This is a genomic window from Pseudomonas sp. NPDC089547, from assembly GCF_050280665.1.
GTDB lineage: Bacteria > Pseudomonadota > Gammaproteobacteria > Pseudomonadales > Pseudomonadaceae > Aquipseudomonas.
The window spans coordinates 201,314-217,053 of sequence record NZ_JBNNVS010000001.1 but is presented as its reverse complement, the minus strand read 5'-3'; the positions used below and the strand labels follow the sequence as shown (position 1 = coordinate 217,053).

Sequence of the window (15,740 nt, the reverse complement as noted above, 5' to 3'; positions counted from 1 at the left end):
CTTCATCGTCCCCCATGCGCATCCACGTCAGCTTCATCGACCGCGTCGGCATCACCCAGGAAGTCCTCGCCCTGCTCGGTGCCCGCAACCTCAACCTGGATGCCGTGGAGATGGTCCCGCCGAACGTCTACATCGACGCCCCCACCCTCAGCCCCGCCGTGCTCGAAGAGCTGCATGACGCACTGTTCGAGGTGCATGGCGTGCAATCGGTGGACGTGGTCGACATCCTCCCCGGCCAGCGCCGCCACCTGCAACTGGACGCCCTGCTGGCCGCCATGAGCGACCCGGTGCTGGCGGTGGACAGCGCGGGCATGGTGCTGCTGGCCAACCCGGCATTGATCGGCCTGTGCGGCCGCGAATCTGCCGGGCGCTCGGTGGGTGAACTGTTCGGCGACCCGGCGCTGCTGCAAGCCCTGCTGGACAACAACTTCCACCTGCCCATGCGCGAAATGCAGCTCAACGGCCAGAGCCTGCTGCTGGACGCCATGCCGATCACCAACGCTGGCGGCCTGCTGACCCTGTACCCACCCTCACGGATGGGTGAACGCCTGTCGGCCCTGCACCACGACCACGCCGAAGGTTTCGATGCCCTGCTTGGCGAGTCGCCGACCATCCGCACGCTCAAGGCGCGTGCCTTGCGCGTGGCGGCGCTAGACGCACCGCTGCTGGTGCATGGCGAAACCGGCACTGGCAAAGAGCTGGTAGCCCGCGCCTGCCACGCCATCAGCAGCCGCCACGCCGCTCCGTTCCTGGCCCTGAACTGCGCCGCACTGCCCGAGAGCCTGGCCGAGAGCGAGCTGTTCGGTTACGCCCCCGGCGCCTTCACCGGCGCACAACGCGGTGGCAAGCCCGGGCTCATGGAACTGGCCAACCAGGGCACGGTGTTCCTCGATGAGATTGGCGAGATGTCGCCGTACCTGCAGGCCAAGCTGCTGCGTTTTCTCAGCGATGGCAGCTTCCGCCGGGTGGGCGGCGACCGCGAAGTGAGGGTGGATGTGCGCATCATCAGCGCCACCCACCGCGACCTGGAGCGCATGGTCGCCGAAGGCACCTTCCGCGAAGACCTGTTCTACCGCCTCAACGTGCTCAACCTGCAGGTGCCGCCGCTGCGCGACCGGGGCCAGGATATCCTGATGCTGGCGCACTTCTTCATGCAGCAAGCCTGCACGCAGATCCAGCGCCCGCCCTGCCGGCTGACCCCGGCCACCCACTCGGCACTCCTGGCCAACCCATGGCCGGGCAACGTGCGCCAATTGCAGAACGTGATTTTCCGCGCCGCAGCCATCTGCGAAAGCAACCTGGTGGACATCGGTGACCTAGACATCGCAGGCACCTCGGTGGCGCGTGGCCAGGATGGTGAAGTGGCAAGTCTTGAACAAGCGGTAGGTGATTTCGAGCGCGAACTGTTGCAACGACTGTATGCCAGTTACCCATCCACACGGCAGCTGGCCGGGCGCCTGCAAACTTCGCATACCGCTATTGCCCAGCGACTGCGCAAATATGGAATACCCGGGAAACTTTGATACGTGTCGGTAAAACCGACCGTTTGTTCAGACTTTTCCTAGCCGCTTGGCCGCAATTGACTGGAAAGCTCGCCGTAGAATGGTGACATCGTAATTTCGCATGTCACCTTGAACGAAGAGTACCTTGATGTTTGAACTCGATTTTTACGGGACACTCGTAGCCGCCTCTTTAGTACTTTTACTGGGGCGCGGCTTGGTCGCACGCATTGGTTTCTTGCGTGTTTACAATATCCCGGAACCTGTTGCAGGCGGGTTGGTCGTTGCCTTGACACTCCTGGCACTGCGCAGTTTCGATATACATGTCCAGTTTGATACCTCGTTGCAGGCACCGTTGATGCTGGCATTCTTCGCCACCATCGGTTTGAGCGCAGACTTCGCCAGCCTGAAAAAGGGCGGCCGCGTGGTCGCGGTGTTTCTGCTGGTGGTGACAGGCTTGCTGGTGGTTCAGAACGGCATGGGCATCGGCCTTGCTACAGCATTGGGGCTCGACCCACTGATGGGCCTGCTGGCTGGCTCCATCACCCTGTCGGGGGGCCACGGTACAGGCGCGGCCTGGGGTACTACTTTCACCGAGAAGTTTGGCCTGGCATCGGCCTCCGAACTGGCAATGGCCTCGGCCACTTTCGGCTTGGTGCTGGGGGGCCTGATTGGCGGCCCGGTCGCCCGGCTGCTGATCAAGCGGGTCAAGATATCGGGAATCGAAGAAGAAACCCCACAGCTACCAAAAGGCTTTGAACAGCCGGAAAAAGAACGTCTGATCACCCCGTTTTCATTCATCGAAACCTTGGCGCTCATTGCCGTCAGTTTGCTGGCCGGCACATTACTTAACGCCTTCCTGAAAGGGACGGCACTCGAGCTACCGACATTTGTTTGCGTACTCTTCGTGGGCGTATTGTTACGCAACGGGCTTTCAGCACTGGGCTTTTACCAAGTATTCGAACGGGAAGTTTCGGTGCTGGGCAATGTGAGTTTGTCGTTGTTCCTGGCGATTGCCTTGATGTCACTCAAGTTGTGGGACCTGGCAGCACTGGCCTTGCCGTTCTTCATACTGCTGGCTGCACAGACATTGGTCATGGCACTGTTTGCGATCTTCGTGACATTCCGGGTCATGGGCCGCAACTATGATGCGGCGGTGCTGGCGGCGGGGCACTGTGGATTCGGCCTGGGTGCAACTCCCACGGCGATTGCCAACATGCAGGCGGTGACCCAACGTTACGGCGCCTCGCACATCGCCTTTTTGGTGGTGCCGATGGTGGGTGCGTTCTTCATCGACATCATCAACGTGATCGTGATCAAGCTGTACCTGGCATTGCCGCTGTTCATCACTGGCTAAACCCACCGGCCAGTCCCGGGCATGGCTAGCCCGGGACCGCACATGCCTGGGTTCAGGGACGAACCGCTGTCACTTCGATCTCAACACGCCAGGCAGGATCGGCCAGGCCGGCAATCTGGAACGCCGAGCGTGCAGGAAGCACTGGCTGCTTGGCGGCTGGCCCGAAGAATTGGGTATAACCGGCCATGAAACCGTCAAAGTCCATTTTCCCGCCATTCTCCGGCCCGCCCACCAGGAACACCTGCATCTTCACCACGTCGGCAAGACCAAGGCCCAGTTCTTTCAGCTGCTGCTGGATGTTGCCAAGCACGCTGATGGTTTGTGCCTTGGTATCACCGTAGGCTTCCAACGAGCCCTTGGGTGCGTCGGGGTGAATAACCGACGGCACAGAACCACTCAGGTAGACAACCGTCTTACCGGCAGGCACCTCTACAGCCGACGAGATAGGGAAACTACCTGCGCCATGGCGCACGATTTCTTGTGCATGAACGCTCCCGGCACCTGCGAGTGCCACGGCCATTGCTGCGGTCGTTAAAGCAACTTTCATTCTGTACTCCTGATGATTGCCAAAAATGTGCATGCATCGACGACGCGCGCACGGGTCATTCCATTGCGCCTGGTGTACTTAGAACCGATACAGGCTGAAGGGTTTGGGGTCTAGCACCGGCGCCTTGCCAAGCAGCAAGTCCGCCGACAATTCGGACGACACGGGGCTTTCGGTCATCCCCCAACCGGTTGCAGTGTTGAGGACCAGCCCCGGGTACTCTTTGACCTGCGAAATGATGGGGTTTTCATCGGGAGCGATGGCCATGGCACCGCTCCACTGATCGATCAGTTTCGCATCGCTGAAGGCGGGGAACTCGACCTTGAGCTTTTCCAGTGATGCATTCAGTTCCGGCAGGTCCGGGGCTGCGGTCATCAGCCGGTTTTTCTCGAAAGGCGAAACCTCGTCCAGCTTCCAGTGCGTTGGCTGAATGAACGAATCGATCAGTTGCTTGTTCAGCGAGATGTGCACCGGGAAGTCGGGGATGGCCAGCAATGGCAGGTATTTATAGCCATACATGAACGACTCTTTGACTACCGGGGCAACGACGACGCGCGGCGAGGTTGCATAGGTGCCGTCAGCCTGCTCGCGGAAGTAGATATTCCCCGGCAATGCAACGTTGCCCCCGGGTGCACGGGGTGCCGCACTGATGATTTGCTGGGACTGGTAGGCGGGCAAGGTTGGTACATCGACGCCCAGGTTCTGCATGAACAGCCGGGACCACGCGCCGCCCGCCACGATTACGCGAGACGCCCTGATGGCGCCCTTTTCCGTCACCACATCGGAGATGGCGCCCGCCTGGGTTTCCAGGCCCCTGGCGGCGCAGTGGGTGTAGATCCGTACCCCCATTTTCTTGGCATACTCGGCCATGACAAATGATGCGCGCTCGGCATCCAGGCTACCGGAGTCTTCCTCAAAGCCTGCCACCGACCAGCGCGATGACGCACCACGCAGACGCTGTTCGAGTTCACTGCCTTGAATGATTCGCGTCTTGAAAGGAATGTCCGCGCCAACTTCCCGCGTTTTGACATCGATCCACTTTCTGACACCTTCCAGGTCTTCTTCATCGAAAGGAACTTCGACCCGACCTTGTGTGCGGTAACTTGTGTCCACCCCCACTTTGGCATTCATCTCTCGCCAACGTTGCTTGGCAAGATGGTGCAACTGGAATGTCGCATCAGGCATCTTGTAGGTCATGACCTGGCCATAGAACCTGCAAGACTGTTCGCCGGCAATCTCACCTTTTTCAACGACAACGACCGAGAGGCCGCGCTCGACAAGGTTGATTGCGCTCATGAGACCCAGGATACCAGCGCCAACCACCACTACGTCTGCCTGCCTGGGAAGCGCCCCCTCGGTGCCTGCGACATAACCAAACCGTGGTTTGCCGGGAATCAAGCGGCCTTCCCGGGTCAATAAAGGAGTCAGAACACCTACGCCGCCTGCGATAGCCACGACGCCGCCACCAATCAAAAACTTACGCCTCGTCATTCCCATGACACTTTCCTTTCCTGATATTCGGTGCTGGTTGCATGAGCCCAGGCAACAAGGCACATGCTTGGCCGACAACCGCCTTGGCCAACGCTGCGGCCCTTGCGCCCAACTGGCGGTTCAATTTGAAGGGTGGCCATTCTGGTGGCGCCCCCCTGCCAGAAAAATCGCTGAGGGCAAATACTTAGTTCAGCCATTTGAAAACTATCGATCAGGAGACACAAATAGTTAATATGGCGACACGAATTATTCGGAGGCAGTAAGTTAGAATGGGTGCCTGCTGAAACATCAGTGCCTGGATGTCAGTAAGAACAAAGCATCACGCAAGCCCGAACAGGCAAGAAGACTGAGAATAACTGTACGCAAAGACTATCGATTAAAATTGCCGCCTCCTGCGAAGACACTGCTTTGCAGGAGGCGGCTGGCATACGCATCAATATTGATGCTGGATGGGCATTGCCATTGCGGGCTCAGGAACGCTAGACAGCGCCGAGAGAAGACCGACTCACGCTGTGGCTTCGCGATGGCGACTCAGGTCGACAGCCATATCGGTATCGCCTTCGCAACCGAACAAGCGCAACCCTGGAAGCCCGGCGCGAATTAATGGCAGAACGTTCAGTGCAAAGGCGTAACCGTTACATATGTCAAAGTAAAGGCTACCGCTCCATCCGCCCGGCGGGTTGGCCAGCAACGCATCTGCGAACTGGCGCGCAGTGAAGTCGGTAAAGTTCACGCCTTCTTCACCGAACGCGTGCGGGGAGCCGTGCGCGGTGATGACCAGGACGTCGCCGTTGCGCAGGCGCCCGAGTGTCTGTGGTAGGGCGGCGCGGCGGCAACCGCTGTAGCGATAGTCGGCAGGAAAGTTACGCGCAGCTTCGGTCACCTGGCTGTCATCACGGCACCAGCAAAGCAGGGTTGTACTCATCGTATTGCTCCTTGCATGAGGTTGCGAGTATTGAGGGAAGTTGCTTTCACATTGTTGTCCGCTTAAGGGACTGGCGCCGCAGCGCCCTCCTGCGGCTTATTACGCAGGAAAACCTATAATCATGATCAATTCACAAGTAACCACTTTGCCCGCTCCAGGTACGCAGTACGCTCGATAAGGCCGTTGACACCACCGTTGATTTTTCGCGTGAGCTTTTCCACGTTGTCGGCATCTGCCAAATCATTCAGGTTGTTTTTCTTCCAGAACCAACCTGCGACGTCTACGGCCAGACCTCGGTCGGTACTCACCAGCTCGGGCGCATCACGGCTCTCGAAATCACGGTGGCAGGCAAGCCCGTACTGGCGATAGTTGGCGCGGCCTGTAAGCTGGATCAGGCCTCTACCCTTGAACCTTGCGCCATCACCTTTCTGTGTGTTGCCAAGGGCAGTACGCCATTCGTAGGCGGCGCCTGAAGCGAGCTCCTCGGTGTAGAGGAGGCACCCACTTTCGTGGGCGATTTGCGCCAGGAAATGCGCAATACGCAGTGGTGTATCGATCGTGTAGCGTGCGAGTACATCGAGTATCGGCTGGTAGAATTCGGCGACCCGCGAAGCGCTGGCAGTAGTCATGATGATGCGCATCTTTTCCACCGTAAGCCCTGGTGGCAACCCTCTGCGCAACGCCACCATGGTCTGGTCGCCGGGAGCCACCAGCGCTCGCGGTACAACCCCCGCGCCCTGCTGAAAGTGCTTCAAGGCCCCGCGAGAAGCGCTACCCCACAACCCGTCGGTGGCAAGGCTACAGGCTTCGCCGTGTTTGCCACTGTTGAGCTTGAGTACAAACTGAAGGCTGCGTACATCTGCCGGCACATTCTTGCCGCCGTCACCCACTGTATTGCTGATGCACATGGTTTGCTCCTTGCAGGAGGCACACGCATTCCGTCAGGCGCCCGGAAAGGTACCCTGCGTCAGTTCATTCTGAGGATCGTGTTCAAGAAGCGGGCTTGTCGTTAACTGCCCGGGGGATCGAGGTCGATGGTGTAGAGGGGTTTCACGTCGTTGGGCCTGAACAGTTCAAGGGTGAAACTGCCATCGCGCCCATTGCTTCTGCGCAAAGAACCATCCATCAGTGAGATACAACGCCCCCTTGGCGGTCCCTGCAGCGAATAGATAACGACTTTCGCCTCCTGGGTAGCCTGCACCTTGACGAACTTGGTCGTGAGGGCGCAGACCCAGGCCCCCTCGAAACGAATCGAGCCCGTGTTGTTCGACGGCGTTGCGTCAGGGAGTGATAGTTTGACCCGGACATCCATATTTTTGTCGAGGATGGTCCCCTCGAAACTTTCATCGGCCAAAGCCGGCAGAAGGGTTACTGTCAACAACACGCTGGCAAACAGCGACACGCAATTGTTCATTTTGACTGTCCTTGTCCAGTTATCGTCTAGAGCCACAGCGTCAGAAAACGGTTAGCTAGCTCGATAATGGCCACCGCCACATCGGGCCTGGCCATCCCGAGTACAACCAGAGCGAAAAACAGAACAGCGCTCAAACCATAAAACACCCGCCTTGATATCAGCATGCGTTCTGGCCCTTCATTTTCTGGCTTGACGATGTCTCGCAACGTCTTCGCCTCCTGCTCCGTCAGGGTCAACAACATCGAACGATCAGTACGCTTCTTCATCACCATGGCCTCTGTAATGCCCAAGCAGACTGCCGTCCAAGCGAACACTGATGGCCTCGGCACCATTGCCAGGGACCTCGACACGCAGAACGTGAATGGTCGCCGCTGCCCTTGCCACGCCGCCGATCCGCAGTGCCAGCGCCCCGGATGCAAGCCGCTCCACGGTGGCGGCCAATACCACCTCCATACCTGCCACGTACGTACCAGGCCACAGCCGGTTGGCGGCCTCCTGCGCTTCATGCAGTTCATTGCCCAACGCCCGGACGAACTCATCCAATCGGGTCATGACTGCGGTCCTTCGTCATCAGGCAGCCAATAGGGCTTACGCGCAAAGCCCAGGTGATAGATCAATGCTTGCAACACAACTTGATGCTCACCAATGTTGAGCAACGTGAAATTCTTTTCGATGCCGACAATCCGGCCCTTGGGGGTGTCGGTCAGGCAGCGATTAAGCAGTGCAGCTTGCGCCTGCACCACTGCTTCGGAAGTCAGCTTTTCCGGATCGGTACTGCCAACCACAATGCGCTTTACGTATCCCACATCCGTTAGGTCGAACATCCTGGTCTCCTTTCCGGAAAAGCCTGACAACCAGCAATGGGTTAATCCCCTGTAGCCGCTAGCGAGGGTGGCTTACGCCGCCTGGGTGATCGCCTTCGGCGCAACGGACTGAGCGATCATGTCGAGCACCCGGGCCAGCCCTTCGGGCATGCCATCGTCGGCGGCATGTACCTCGACGTGATACTTGGCCGACTGGTCGCTTGATCGCGTGTTTTCCTTGTGGGAAGACACCGAGCCGGAGATGTTCACCTTGGCGCTGAACGGCCCCCATCCCACCTTCGCCTCAGCCGCCATCGCAGCCTGGGAGTCGCTGGACTCGCGGGATTGCTCAGAGCTTTTCACTTCCATGTCAAAACTGATGTCGACCTTGTTGATGGACAAGTTCGGCACCTTGACCACGGCCAGAAGCGGTACTTCCAGTTCAACCGTTTCCATCGGGCTTACGCCGCCCGTACCCGGGTTGGTTTGTGAAGGTCGATCGAAACGGAACATGACGGTTCGCACACCACCAACCGCGTTGGGGTCGTCGTCGGTAGCAGGCGGCAAAAAGCCGACAACCTTGATGAAGTCCGCAGTGGCATTGGCCAAGCGCACTTGTGCATCGCAAGCGGCGGTCAGCGGGCCACCGATCAGATCGCCCATGGGAAGGCCACGGAACTGGTCACCCATCGAGAAGTTAGCCATAAGTCATCTCCTTGTACTCAGATCAATTTGTCCAGGTTTTGAAGCAGCCGAGCCATTCCTTCAGACGAGGGTTGGGTTTCGACTCTGAGGGTGACGCGCGCAAGAGGCCCGCCTTCCCCATTACGGCGAGCGTCGAGGTCGACGCTCAAAGGCTTGTTGGATTCAGTCGGCCATGGGGAGTTGTCACTACCTGCGTCGGGCTGCGCACCTTGCACCGCAAGCGGTACGCCACTTTCATCAGCGTTAAGGCCAACTTCGAAGGATATTTCCATGTCCTTTACAGCGAGCAACCGCGAACCAACAAGGGAAAGCAGCGGCACGCATACCACGCGCTCCTCCCCCTCCAATGCATCAGGGGAAGTAGAGGGCAACCGGACCTCGACACTGACTGGCCGGTTATCCTCATCGAAATACTGGCGCACCGTGGAGATCTGGAAGCGTTGGATCTTGTCCTGTGCTTCAGCGACAGCCCCGGCGATACTCTGGATCAGCAGGTGCAGAGATTGGTTCGCCACACGAAACGCTCCTTGTCAGATGTCAGTGCCAATGCAAGATGCTGCGCCTGGCAACGCCACGTACTGATGGGTTGATTGACGAGTCGAGGTTAGGCCCACGCCCAGGGCAAAGTCTGCTGGCCAGCGTCTCAAAAACCTGGATGCCCGTCCCAAAAGGCAGCAATTGCTGTAAACGGCCACTGAAGGGTTAACTGCTGGTCAATTCCCGCACCCAATCCGCCAGCGCTGGCGCACCACCCGCTTTCGATATCAAGGGTGAAATGCCCGACAGTTCCCCACGCTGTATTGCGGCTTTCGTGGCCCGCGGTGATAAACCGAAAGCCTGGCGAAAGAGGCGACTGAAATGTGCTTCATCGGCAAACCCATGATCGTAGGCAAGGTCCGCTATTCGCCGGACGGCGTTGGCCGGGTCGCAGAGTGCGAACAGGCAGCGGCGCAAACGACGTCGAAGGACGTAGTGCCGTACACCTCCAAATTTTTCAAACGCTCGATAAAGTTGACTGCGTGAAACGCCCAGTTCCTTGGCAAGCACACCCGGCGAAAGGTCTTCACGCTGCAGATTCTGTTCAATGTAAAGCCGTACCCTGCGGCCAAGGTCGACTGGCCCAGTGCGTGGCGCAGCCGCTGCATGGGCCGCTACCTGGCCCAGACAGGCGGCAACCATGCCCAATACGGGCAGGGTAAGCCTCAAGGCCTCAACCCTCGAAAGCTTGGGCACCGCAAGCTCCAGTGATGAAAACAGTTGCGCCAACAGCACGCCAGATGCGCTCTCCCGGCGCAGCACCAAACCATGCAGTTGGCCCCTGTCGTGCAACAGGGAGGGCAGTGCTGTACGCGGAATCAAAAGGCTGATGCCCTCGCCCGCCGCCATGGAAAAGCCAGCCGGTTGAGACAGATCAAGCACCACCACATCCCGTGGGCGCACCCTTAAGCCATTGCCGCAAACCAGCCCTTTGTGCAAAGGAAGGTGAAGCAGGTAATGATCCAGGTCACACCATTTCAAACGGACACCGTCGCGACAGTAGCGGGCACCGCCCACGTCGCCCTTGCAAAACAGAAAGCGGTTGAAATGGTAAACAGCTAATGAAGCCGAAAAGTCGTTGCGATCAACAGCAGTGGCGTCAAACAGAACCTCGATTGTTTGCCGCCAAACCGCAAAGCCTTGATGGCTGGAAGTACGCAAGGTTGCACTGTGAAAACTCGAAATCGCTGGCTCATCCTGTCCTTCGTTGTCGCTAAAACCCTTAGCAGAATAAAACTCCATCGTACCGACCCATCCTTAGTTGAGTCGGTAAATCTCTTAGAAGGAGGAAGGGCGACATGCCACTACTTTGGCATCGTGCTTCCACAGGCAAGGTTCAAACTACATCTCTTTCTGCCTGGCCGACGCTTAAGCGTCGCGGCAGAGCCGGCATGAGGCAGCCGCAGACAGGCACGTATCGATATCAATACATTGTAATGATATCAATACACACGCATTCGACTGAGGCTGCGCAAGGGTTTGATCCCCAAACTTTTTTTCACCCCCCATCTTCTGTAACGTTTTCGTTCCATAAAAGCCCGCCGCCAATCCTGAAAATCAACTAAAACTTTGTTTTTTAAGGATTTTTTATAACTGGCCGCATTATTGCTTAAAGAAAACCACCCCAAGAGCGCGGAGCCACCGCGCCCAACGCCCTGCTTCCCGAGGATTCCCCATGAGCGAGTTGCGTTTCACTGAAGATCACGAATGGCTGCGCGTCGAAGCCGATGGCAGCGTCACCGTGGGCATCACCGCCTACGCCCAGAACGCCCTTGGCGATGTGGTTTTCGTGCAACTGCCAGAGTTGCAGCACTATGAGAAAGGCAGCGAAGCGTCCACCGTCGAGTCGGTAAAAGCCGCAAGCGGCGTCTATATGCCCCTGACCGGTGAAGTGGTCGAGGTCAACGGCCAGCTCGAAGACAGCCCGGAACTGGTGAACGAAGACCCGATGGGCGAAGGCTGGTTCTTCCGCTTCAAGCCTGCCGATGCCGCCGCTGTCGGCGCCCTGCTCGACCAGGACGCCTATGACCGCCTGCTCAACGCCAACGCCGACGCCTGAGGATCCCCACCATGACCATCAACCTCAGCACCGCCAACGAATTCATCGCCCGCCACATCGGCCCGCGCACCGCTGACGAGCAGGCCATGCTCGCTACCCTGGGCTTCGACTCGCTGGAAGCCATGACGGCCGCAGTCATCCCCGACAGCATCAAAGGCACCAGCGTACTGGGCTCGCACGACGGCCAAAGTGAAGCCGACGCGCTCGCAGCCCTCAAGGCCATCGCCGGCAAGAACCAGCTGTTCAAAAGCTACATCGGCCAGGGCTACTACAACACTCACACCCCGGCGCCGATCCTGCGCAACCTGCTGGAAAACCCGGCCTGGTACACCGCCTACACCCCGTACCAGCCGGAGATTTCCCAAGGCCGCCTGGAAGCGCTGCTGAACTTCCAGACCCTGATCAGCGACCTGACCGGCCTGCCGATCGCCAACGCCTCCCTGCTTGACGAAGCCACTGCAGCAGCCGAGGCCATGACCTTCTGCAAGCGCCTGTCGAAGAACAAGGCCAGCCACGCCTTCTTCGCCTCCGTGCACTGCCACCCGCAAACGCTCGACGTGCTGCGCACCCGTGCCGAACCGCTGGGTATCGAGGTTGTAGTCGGCGACGAGCGCGAGCTGGGCGATGTCAGCGCCTTCTTCGGCGCCCTGTTGCAATACCCGGCCAGCAACGGTGAAGTGTTCGACTACCGTGAAGTGGTACAGCGCTTCCACGCCGCCAACGCCCTTGTTGCCGTTGCGGCCGACCTGCTGGCCCTGACCCTGCTGACCCCGCCGGGCGAATTCGATGCCGACGTGGCCATCGGCAGCGCCCAGCGCTTCGGCGTGCCACTGGGCTTCGGTGGCCCGCACGCGGCCTACTTCGCCACCCGTGATGCCTTCAAGCGCGACATGCCGGGCCGCCTGGTCGGCGTGTCGATCGACCGCTTCGGCAAAACCGCCCTGCGCCTGGCCATGCAAACCCGCGAACAGCACATCCGCCGCGAGAAGGCCACCAGCAACATCTGCACCGCTCAGGTGCTGCTGGCGAACATTGCCAGTATGTTCGCCGTGTACCACGGCCCGGCCGGCCTCAAGCGCATTGCCGAGCGTACCCATGCCCTGACCGCAATCCTGGCCACTGGCCTGAAGGCGTTGGGCGTGCAGGTAGTGGGCGCCAGCGCCTTTGATACCCTGACCCTGGCCACCGGCACTGCCACCGCCGGCCTGCACGACAAGGCTCGCGCCCAGGGCATCAACCTGCGCCAGGTCGACGCCACCCACTTGGGCCTGTCGCTGGACGAAACCAGCAGCCAGGCAGATGTCGAAGCCCTGTGGCAGCTGTTCGCCGGCGATCAGGCACAACCTGATTTCGCCGCCCTGGCCGCAAGCACCGCCCCGCTGCTGCCAGCTACTCTGCTGCGCCAGTCGGCCATCCTCGAACACCCGGTGTTCAACCGCTACCACAGCGAAACCGAGCTGATGCGCTACCTGCGCCGCCTGGCCGACAAGGACCTGGCGCTGGACCGCAGCATGATCCCGCTGGGCTCGTGCACCATGAAGCTGAACGCCGCCAGCGAAATGATCCCGGTCACCTGGGCCGAGTTCGGCAACCTGCACCCGTTCGCCCCGGCCGAGCAGAGCCAGGGCTACCTGCAGATGACCACCGAGCTGGAAGCCATGCTGTGCGCCGCCACGGGCTATGACGCCGTGTCGCTGCAACCCAACGCCGGCTCGCAGGGCGAATACGCGGGCCTGTTGGCTATCCGCGCCTACCACCGCAGCCGCGGCGAAAGCCACCGCGACATCTGCCTGATCCCATCGTCGGCCCACGGTACCAACCCGGCCACTGCCAACATGGCTGGCATGCGCGTCGTGGTCACCGCCTGTGATGCCCGCGGCAACGTCGATGTCGAGGACCTGCGCGCCAAGGCTATCGAGCACCGCGAGCGCCTGGCCGCGATCATGATCACCTACCCGTCGACCCACGGTGTGTTCGAGGAGGCCATCGGCGAAATCTGCGCGATCATCCACGACAACGGTGGCCAGGTGTACATCGACGGCGCCAACATGAACGCCATGGTCGGCCTGTGCGCCCCAGGCAAGTTCGGTGGCGACGTGTCCCACCTGAACCTGCACAAAACCTTCTGCATCCCGCACGGCGGTGGCGGCCCGGGCGTCGGCCCGATTGGCGTCAAGTCGCACCTGGCGCCGTTCCTGCCAGGCCACGCACAGCTGGAAAACACCGAAGGTGCGGTGTGCGCCGCACCGTTCGGCAGCGCCAGCATCCTGCCGATCACCTGGATGTACATCCGCATGATGGGCGGTGCCGGCCTCAAGCGTGCGTCGCAGATGGCAATCCTGAACGCCAACTACATCGCCCGCCGGCTGGAAGAGCACTATCCTGTTCTGTATACCGGCGCAAATGGCCTGGTGGCCCACGAGTGCATTCTCGACCTGCGCCCACTGAAGGACACCAACGGTATCAGCGTGGACGACGTGGCCAAGCGCTTGATCGACTTCGGCTTCCACGCCCCGACCATGTCCTTCCCGGTGGCCGGCACGCTGATGATCGAACCGACCGAAAGCGAAGCCAAGGAAGAGCTGGATCGCTTCTGCGACGCGATGATCCGGATCCGTGAAGAAATCCGCGCGGTCGAAAACGGCAGCCTGGACAAGGACGACAACCCGCTGAAGAACGCGCCGCACACCGCGGCCGAGCTGGTCGGCGAATGGGCCCACGGCTATAGCCGCGAGCAGGCGGTTTACCCGCTGCCAAGCCTGGTGGAAGGCAAGTACTGGCCACCGGTCGGCCGGGTAGACAACGTGTTCGGCGACCGCAACCTGGTATGCGCCTGCCCGTCGATCGAGAGCTATCAGGACGCCTGAGGCGGCCTTCAGAAAGCTGGGGCCGCCTTGCGGCCCTTTCGCGACACAAGGCCGCTCCTACAGGGACCGCGTCGCTCTTTGTAGGAGCGGCCTTGTGTCGCGAAAGGGCTGCACAGCAGCCCCAAAATCCTCAGGAGGTACCACCATGTCACTGAGCGTCTTCGACCTGTTCAAGATCGGCATCGGCCCCTCCAGTTCGCACACGGTCGGCCCGATGCGCGCCGCTGCACGCTTCGCCGAAGGGCTGCGCCGTGATGGCCTGCTGGCCCGCACCACCAGCATCAAGGCCGAGTTGTATGGCTCGCTGGGCGCTACCGGCAAGGGCCACGGCAGTGACAAGGCCGTGCTGCTGGGCCTTGAAGGTGAACACCCCGACACCGTCGACACCAACATCATCCCCGCCCGCCTGCAAGCCATCCGCGACAGCGGCCACCTGCACCTGCTGGGCGAGCACAGCATCGCGTTCATTGAAAAGCAGCACCTGGCGATGATCCGCAAGCCGCTGGACTACCACCCCAATGGCATGATCTTCCGCGCCTTCGACGACGCCGGCCTGCAGATCCGCAGCCGCGAGTACTACTCGGTGGGCGGCGGTTTCGTGGTGGACGAAGACGCCGCCGGCCACGACCGCATCGTCGAGGACAGCACCGTACTGCCCTACCCGTTCAAGACCGCCAAGGAACTGCTCGGCCACTGCACCACGCAAAACCTGCCGATCAGCCAGGTGATGCTGGCCAACGAGGCGGCCTGGCGCCCGGAGGCAGAAACCCGCGCCGGGCTGCTGCGCATCTGGCAGGTGATGCAGGATTGCGTCGAAGCCGGCTGCCAACATGAAGGCATATTGCCGGGTGGGCTGAAAGTCAAGCGCAGGGCTCCGGCCCTGTACCGCCAACTGAGTCGCCACCCGGAGGCAAGCCTGCGCGATGCCCTTTCGGTACTCGACTGGGTCAACCTCTACGCCTTGGCGGTGAACGAAGAAAACGCCTACGGCGGGCGCGTGGTCACTGCGCCCACCAACGGCGCGGCAGGCATCGTCCCGGCGGTGTTGCACTACTACATGCGCTTCGTACCGGGCGCCAGCGATGACGGGGTGGTGCGTTTTCTGCTTACTGCCGCCGCCATCGGCATCCTGTACAAGGAAAACGCCTCCATCTCCGGCGCCGAAGTGGGCTGCCAGGGCGAGGTTGGCGTGGCCTGCTCGATGGCCGCCGGAGCACTGTGCGAAGTCATGGGCGGTAGCGTGCAGCAGGTGGAAAACGCCGCTGAAATCGGTATGGAACACAACCTGGGCCTGACCTGCGACCCGATCGGCGGGTTGGTCCAGGTGCCCTGCATCGAGCGCAACGCCATGGGCTCGGTGAAGGCGATAAACGCGGTACGCATGGCCTTGCGCGGCGACGGCCAACACTTCGTGTCACTCGACAAGGTCATCCGCACCATGCGCCAGACCGGCGCCGATATGAAAAGCAAATACAAAGAGACCGCCCGCGGCGGCCTGGCCGTCAACATCATCGAATGTTGACCCGACAACAACAGCAA

The 15,740-nt window shown here is 60.3% G+C and carries 16 protein-coding genes; 5 read left to right on the top strand and 11 right to left on the bottom strand.

The features are described from left to right. The first annotated feature begins 14 nt into the window (after nucleotides 1-14). Nucleotides 15-1,523: a sigma-54-dependent transcriptional regulator gene (locus ACQKPZ_RS00940; protein ID WP_427535004.1), complete on the top strand. Its 1,509-nt coding sequence runs from the start codon at nucleotides 15-17 to the stop codon at nucleotides 1,521-1,523. Between the two features lie 127 nt (nucleotides 1,524-1,650). Then, nucleotides 1,651-2,856: a sodium/glutamate symporter gene (gene gltS / locus ACQKPZ_RS00935; protein WP_427535003.1), complete on the top strand. Its 1,206-nt coding sequence runs from the start codon at nucleotides 1,651-1,653 to the stop codon at nucleotides 2,854-2,856. A gap of 52 nt (nucleotides 2,857-2,908) precedes the next feature. Here the strand turns inward: gltS and ACQKPZ_RS00930 are convergent, their stop codons facing one another. From ACQKPZ_RS00930 to ACQKPZ_RS00880, 11 genes are all read right to left on the bottom strand, one after another. Continuing rightward, complete coding sequence (locus ACQKPZ_RS00930) at nucleotides 2,909-3,403, bottom strand: RidA family protein (RefSeq protein ID WP_427535001.1); 495 nt, start codon at nucleotides 3,401-3,403, stop codon at nucleotides 2,909-2,911. Nucleotides 3,404-3,481: 78 nt separating this feature from the next. Continuing rightward, entirely contained in the window at nucleotides 3,482-4,897 is a 1,416-nt protein-coding gene (locus ACQKPZ_RS00925) for an NAD(P)/FAD-dependent oxidoreductase (RefSeq protein WP_427535000.1), read from the bottom strand. Between the two features lie 499 nt (nucleotides 4,898-5,396). Then, a complete protein-coding gene (locus ACQKPZ_RS00920) occupies nucleotides 5,397-5,816 on the bottom strand; it encodes a hypothetical protein (RefSeq protein ID WP_427534999.1) in 420 nt (139 codons plus the stop codon). A gap of 125 nt (nucleotides 5,817-5,941) precedes the next feature. After that, on the bottom strand, nucleotides 5,942-6,724 hold the full coding sequence (locus tag ACQKPZ_RS00915; RefSeq protein WP_427534998.1) for a glycoside hydrolase family 19 protein: 783 nt from the start codon (nucleotides 6,722-6,724) through the stop codon (nucleotides 5,942-5,944). A 101-nt stretch (nucleotides 6,725-6,825) separates the two neighbouring features. Beyond that, the gene (locus ACQKPZ_RS00910; protein WP_427534997.1) at nucleotides 6,826-7,230 is read right to left on the bottom strand and encodes a hypothetical protein; all 405 of its coding nucleotides are present in this window, start codon (nucleotides 7,228-7,230) and stop codon (nucleotides 6,826-6,828) included. A 26-nt stretch (nucleotides 7,231-7,256) separates the two neighbouring features. After that, entirely contained in the window at nucleotides 7,257-7,496 is a 240-nt protein-coding gene (locus tag ACQKPZ_RS00905; RefSeq protein WP_427534995.1) for a hypothetical protein, read from the bottom strand. Then, a complete protein-coding gene (locus tag ACQKPZ_RS00900) occupies nucleotides 7,480-7,782 on the bottom strand; it encodes a hypothetical protein (protein ID WP_427534994.1) in 303 nt (100 codons plus the stop codon). Before ACQKPZ_RS00900 ends, ACQKPZ_RS00905 begins: the two co-directional genes overlap by 17 nt. Next, nucleotides 7,779-8,054: a hypothetical protein gene (locus ACQKPZ_RS00895; protein WP_427534993.1), complete on the bottom strand. Its 276-nt coding sequence runs from the start codon at nucleotides 8,052-8,054 to the stop codon at nucleotides 7,779-7,781. Before ACQKPZ_RS00895 ends, ACQKPZ_RS00900 begins: the two co-directional genes overlap by 4 nt. A gap of 72 nt (nucleotides 8,055-8,126) precedes the next feature. After that, nucleotides 8,127-8,738: a DUF2589 domain-containing protein gene (locus ACQKPZ_RS00890; RefSeq protein ID WP_427534992.1), complete on the bottom strand. Its 612-nt coding sequence runs from the start codon at nucleotides 8,736-8,738 to the stop codon at nucleotides 8,127-8,129. Nucleotides 8,739-8,755: 17 nt separating this feature from the next. After that, nucleotides 8,756-9,253, bottom strand: coding sequence for a DUF2589 domain-containing protein (locus tag ACQKPZ_RS00885; protein WP_427534990.1), 498 nt, complete (start codon nucleotides 9,251-9,253; stop codon nucleotides 8,756-8,758). 187 nt (nucleotides 9,254-9,440) lie between these two features. Further along, a complete protein-coding gene (locus ACQKPZ_RS00880) occupies nucleotides 9,441-10,517 on the bottom strand; it encodes a helix-turn-helix domain-containing protein (protein ID WP_427534988.1) in 1,077 nt (358 codons plus the stop codon). A gap of 433 nt (nucleotides 10,518-10,950) precedes the next feature. On the opposite strand from ACQKPZ_RS00880, the gene gcvH reads away from it, so the two are divergent. The 3 genes from gcvH to ACQKPZ_RS00865 all read left to right on the top strand — a co-directional run bounded on the left by gcvH (nucleotide 10,951) and on the right by ACQKPZ_RS00865 (nucleotide 15,723). Continuing rightward, a complete protein-coding gene (gene gcvH / locus ACQKPZ_RS00875) occupies nucleotides 10,951-11,334 on the top strand; it encodes a glycine cleavage system protein GcvH (RefSeq protein WP_391124697.1) in 384 nt (127 codons plus the stop codon). 11 nt (nucleotides 11,335-11,345) lie between these two features. After that, nucleotides 11,346-14,201, top strand: a complete 2,856-nt coding sequence (gene gcvP / locus ACQKPZ_RS00870) for an aminomethyl-transferring glycine dehydrogenase (RefSeq protein ID WP_427534986.1) — start codon at nucleotides 11,346-11,348, stop codon at nucleotides 14,199-14,201. A gap of 145 nt (nucleotides 14,202-14,346) precedes the next feature. Then, nucleotides 14,347-15,723 carry an L-serine ammonia-lyase gene (locus tag ACQKPZ_RS00865; protein WP_427534985.1) on the top strand — a complete coding sequence of 459 codons (1,377 nt, stop codon included), beginning with the start codon at nucleotides 14,347-14,349 and terminating at the stop codon, nucleotides 15,721-15,723. Nucleotides 15,724-15,740: the final 17 nt, after the last annotated feature.

Bases quoted from the DNA above. Each gene is read 5' to 3' on its own strand.
- ACQKPZ_RS00940 (WP_427535004.1), top strand. From the start codon at position 15: ATGCGCATCCACGTCAGCTTCATCGACCGCGTCGGCATCACCCAGGAA.
- gltS (WP_427535003.1), top strand. From the start codon at position 1,651: ATGTTTGAACTCGATTTTTACGGGACACTCGTAGCCGCCTCTTTAGTA.
- ACQKPZ_RS00930 (WP_427535001.1), bottom strand. From the start codon at position 3,403: ATGAAAGTTGCTTTAACGACCGCAGCAATGGCCGTGGCACTCGCAGGT.
- ACQKPZ_RS00925 (WP_427535000.1), bottom strand. From the start codon at position 4,897: ATGGGAATGACGAGGCGTAAGTTTTTGATTGGTGGCGGCGTCGTGGCT.
- ACQKPZ_RS00920 (WP_427534999.1), bottom strand. From the start codon at position 5,816: ATGAGTACAACCCTGCTTTGCTGGTGCCGTGATGACAGCCAGGTGACC.
- ACQKPZ_RS00915 (WP_427534998.1), bottom strand. From the start codon at position 6,724: ATGTGCATCAGCAATACAGTGGGTGACGGCGGCAAGAATGTGCCGGCA.
- ACQKPZ_RS00910 (WP_427534997.1), bottom strand. From the start codon at position 7,230: ATGAACAATTGCGTGTCGCTGTTTGCCAGCGTGTTGTTGACAGTAACC.
- ACQKPZ_RS00905 (WP_427534995.1), bottom strand. From the start codon at position 7,496: ATGAAGAAGCGTACTGATCGTTCGATGTTGTTGACCCTGACGGAGCAG.
- ACQKPZ_RS00900 (WP_427534994.1), bottom strand. From the start codon at position 7,782: ATGACCCGATTGGATGAGTTCGTCCGGGCGTTGGGCAATGAACTGCAT.
- ACQKPZ_RS00895 (WP_427534993.1), bottom strand. From the start codon at position 8,054: ATGTTCGACCTAACGGATGTGGGATACGTAAAGCGCATTGTGGTTGGC.
- ACQKPZ_RS00890 (WP_427534992.1), bottom strand. From the start codon at position 8,738: ATGGCTAACTTCTCGATGGGTGACCAGTTCCGTGGCCTTCCCATGGGC.
- ACQKPZ_RS00880 (WP_427534988.1), bottom strand. From the start codon at position 10,517: ATGGAGTTTTATTCTGCTAAGGGTTTTAGCGACAACGAAGGACAGGAT.
- gcvH (WP_391124697.1), top strand. From the start codon at position 10,951: ATGAGCGAGTTGCGTTTCACTGAAGATCACGAATGGCTGCGCGTCGAA.
- gcvP (WP_427534986.1), top strand. From the start codon at position 11,346: ATGACCATCAACCTCAGCACCGCCAACGAATTCATCGCCCGCCACATC.
- ACQKPZ_RS00865 (WP_427534985.1), top strand. From the start codon at position 14,347: ATGTCACTGAGCGTCTTCGACCTGTTCAAGATCGGCATCGGCCCCTCC.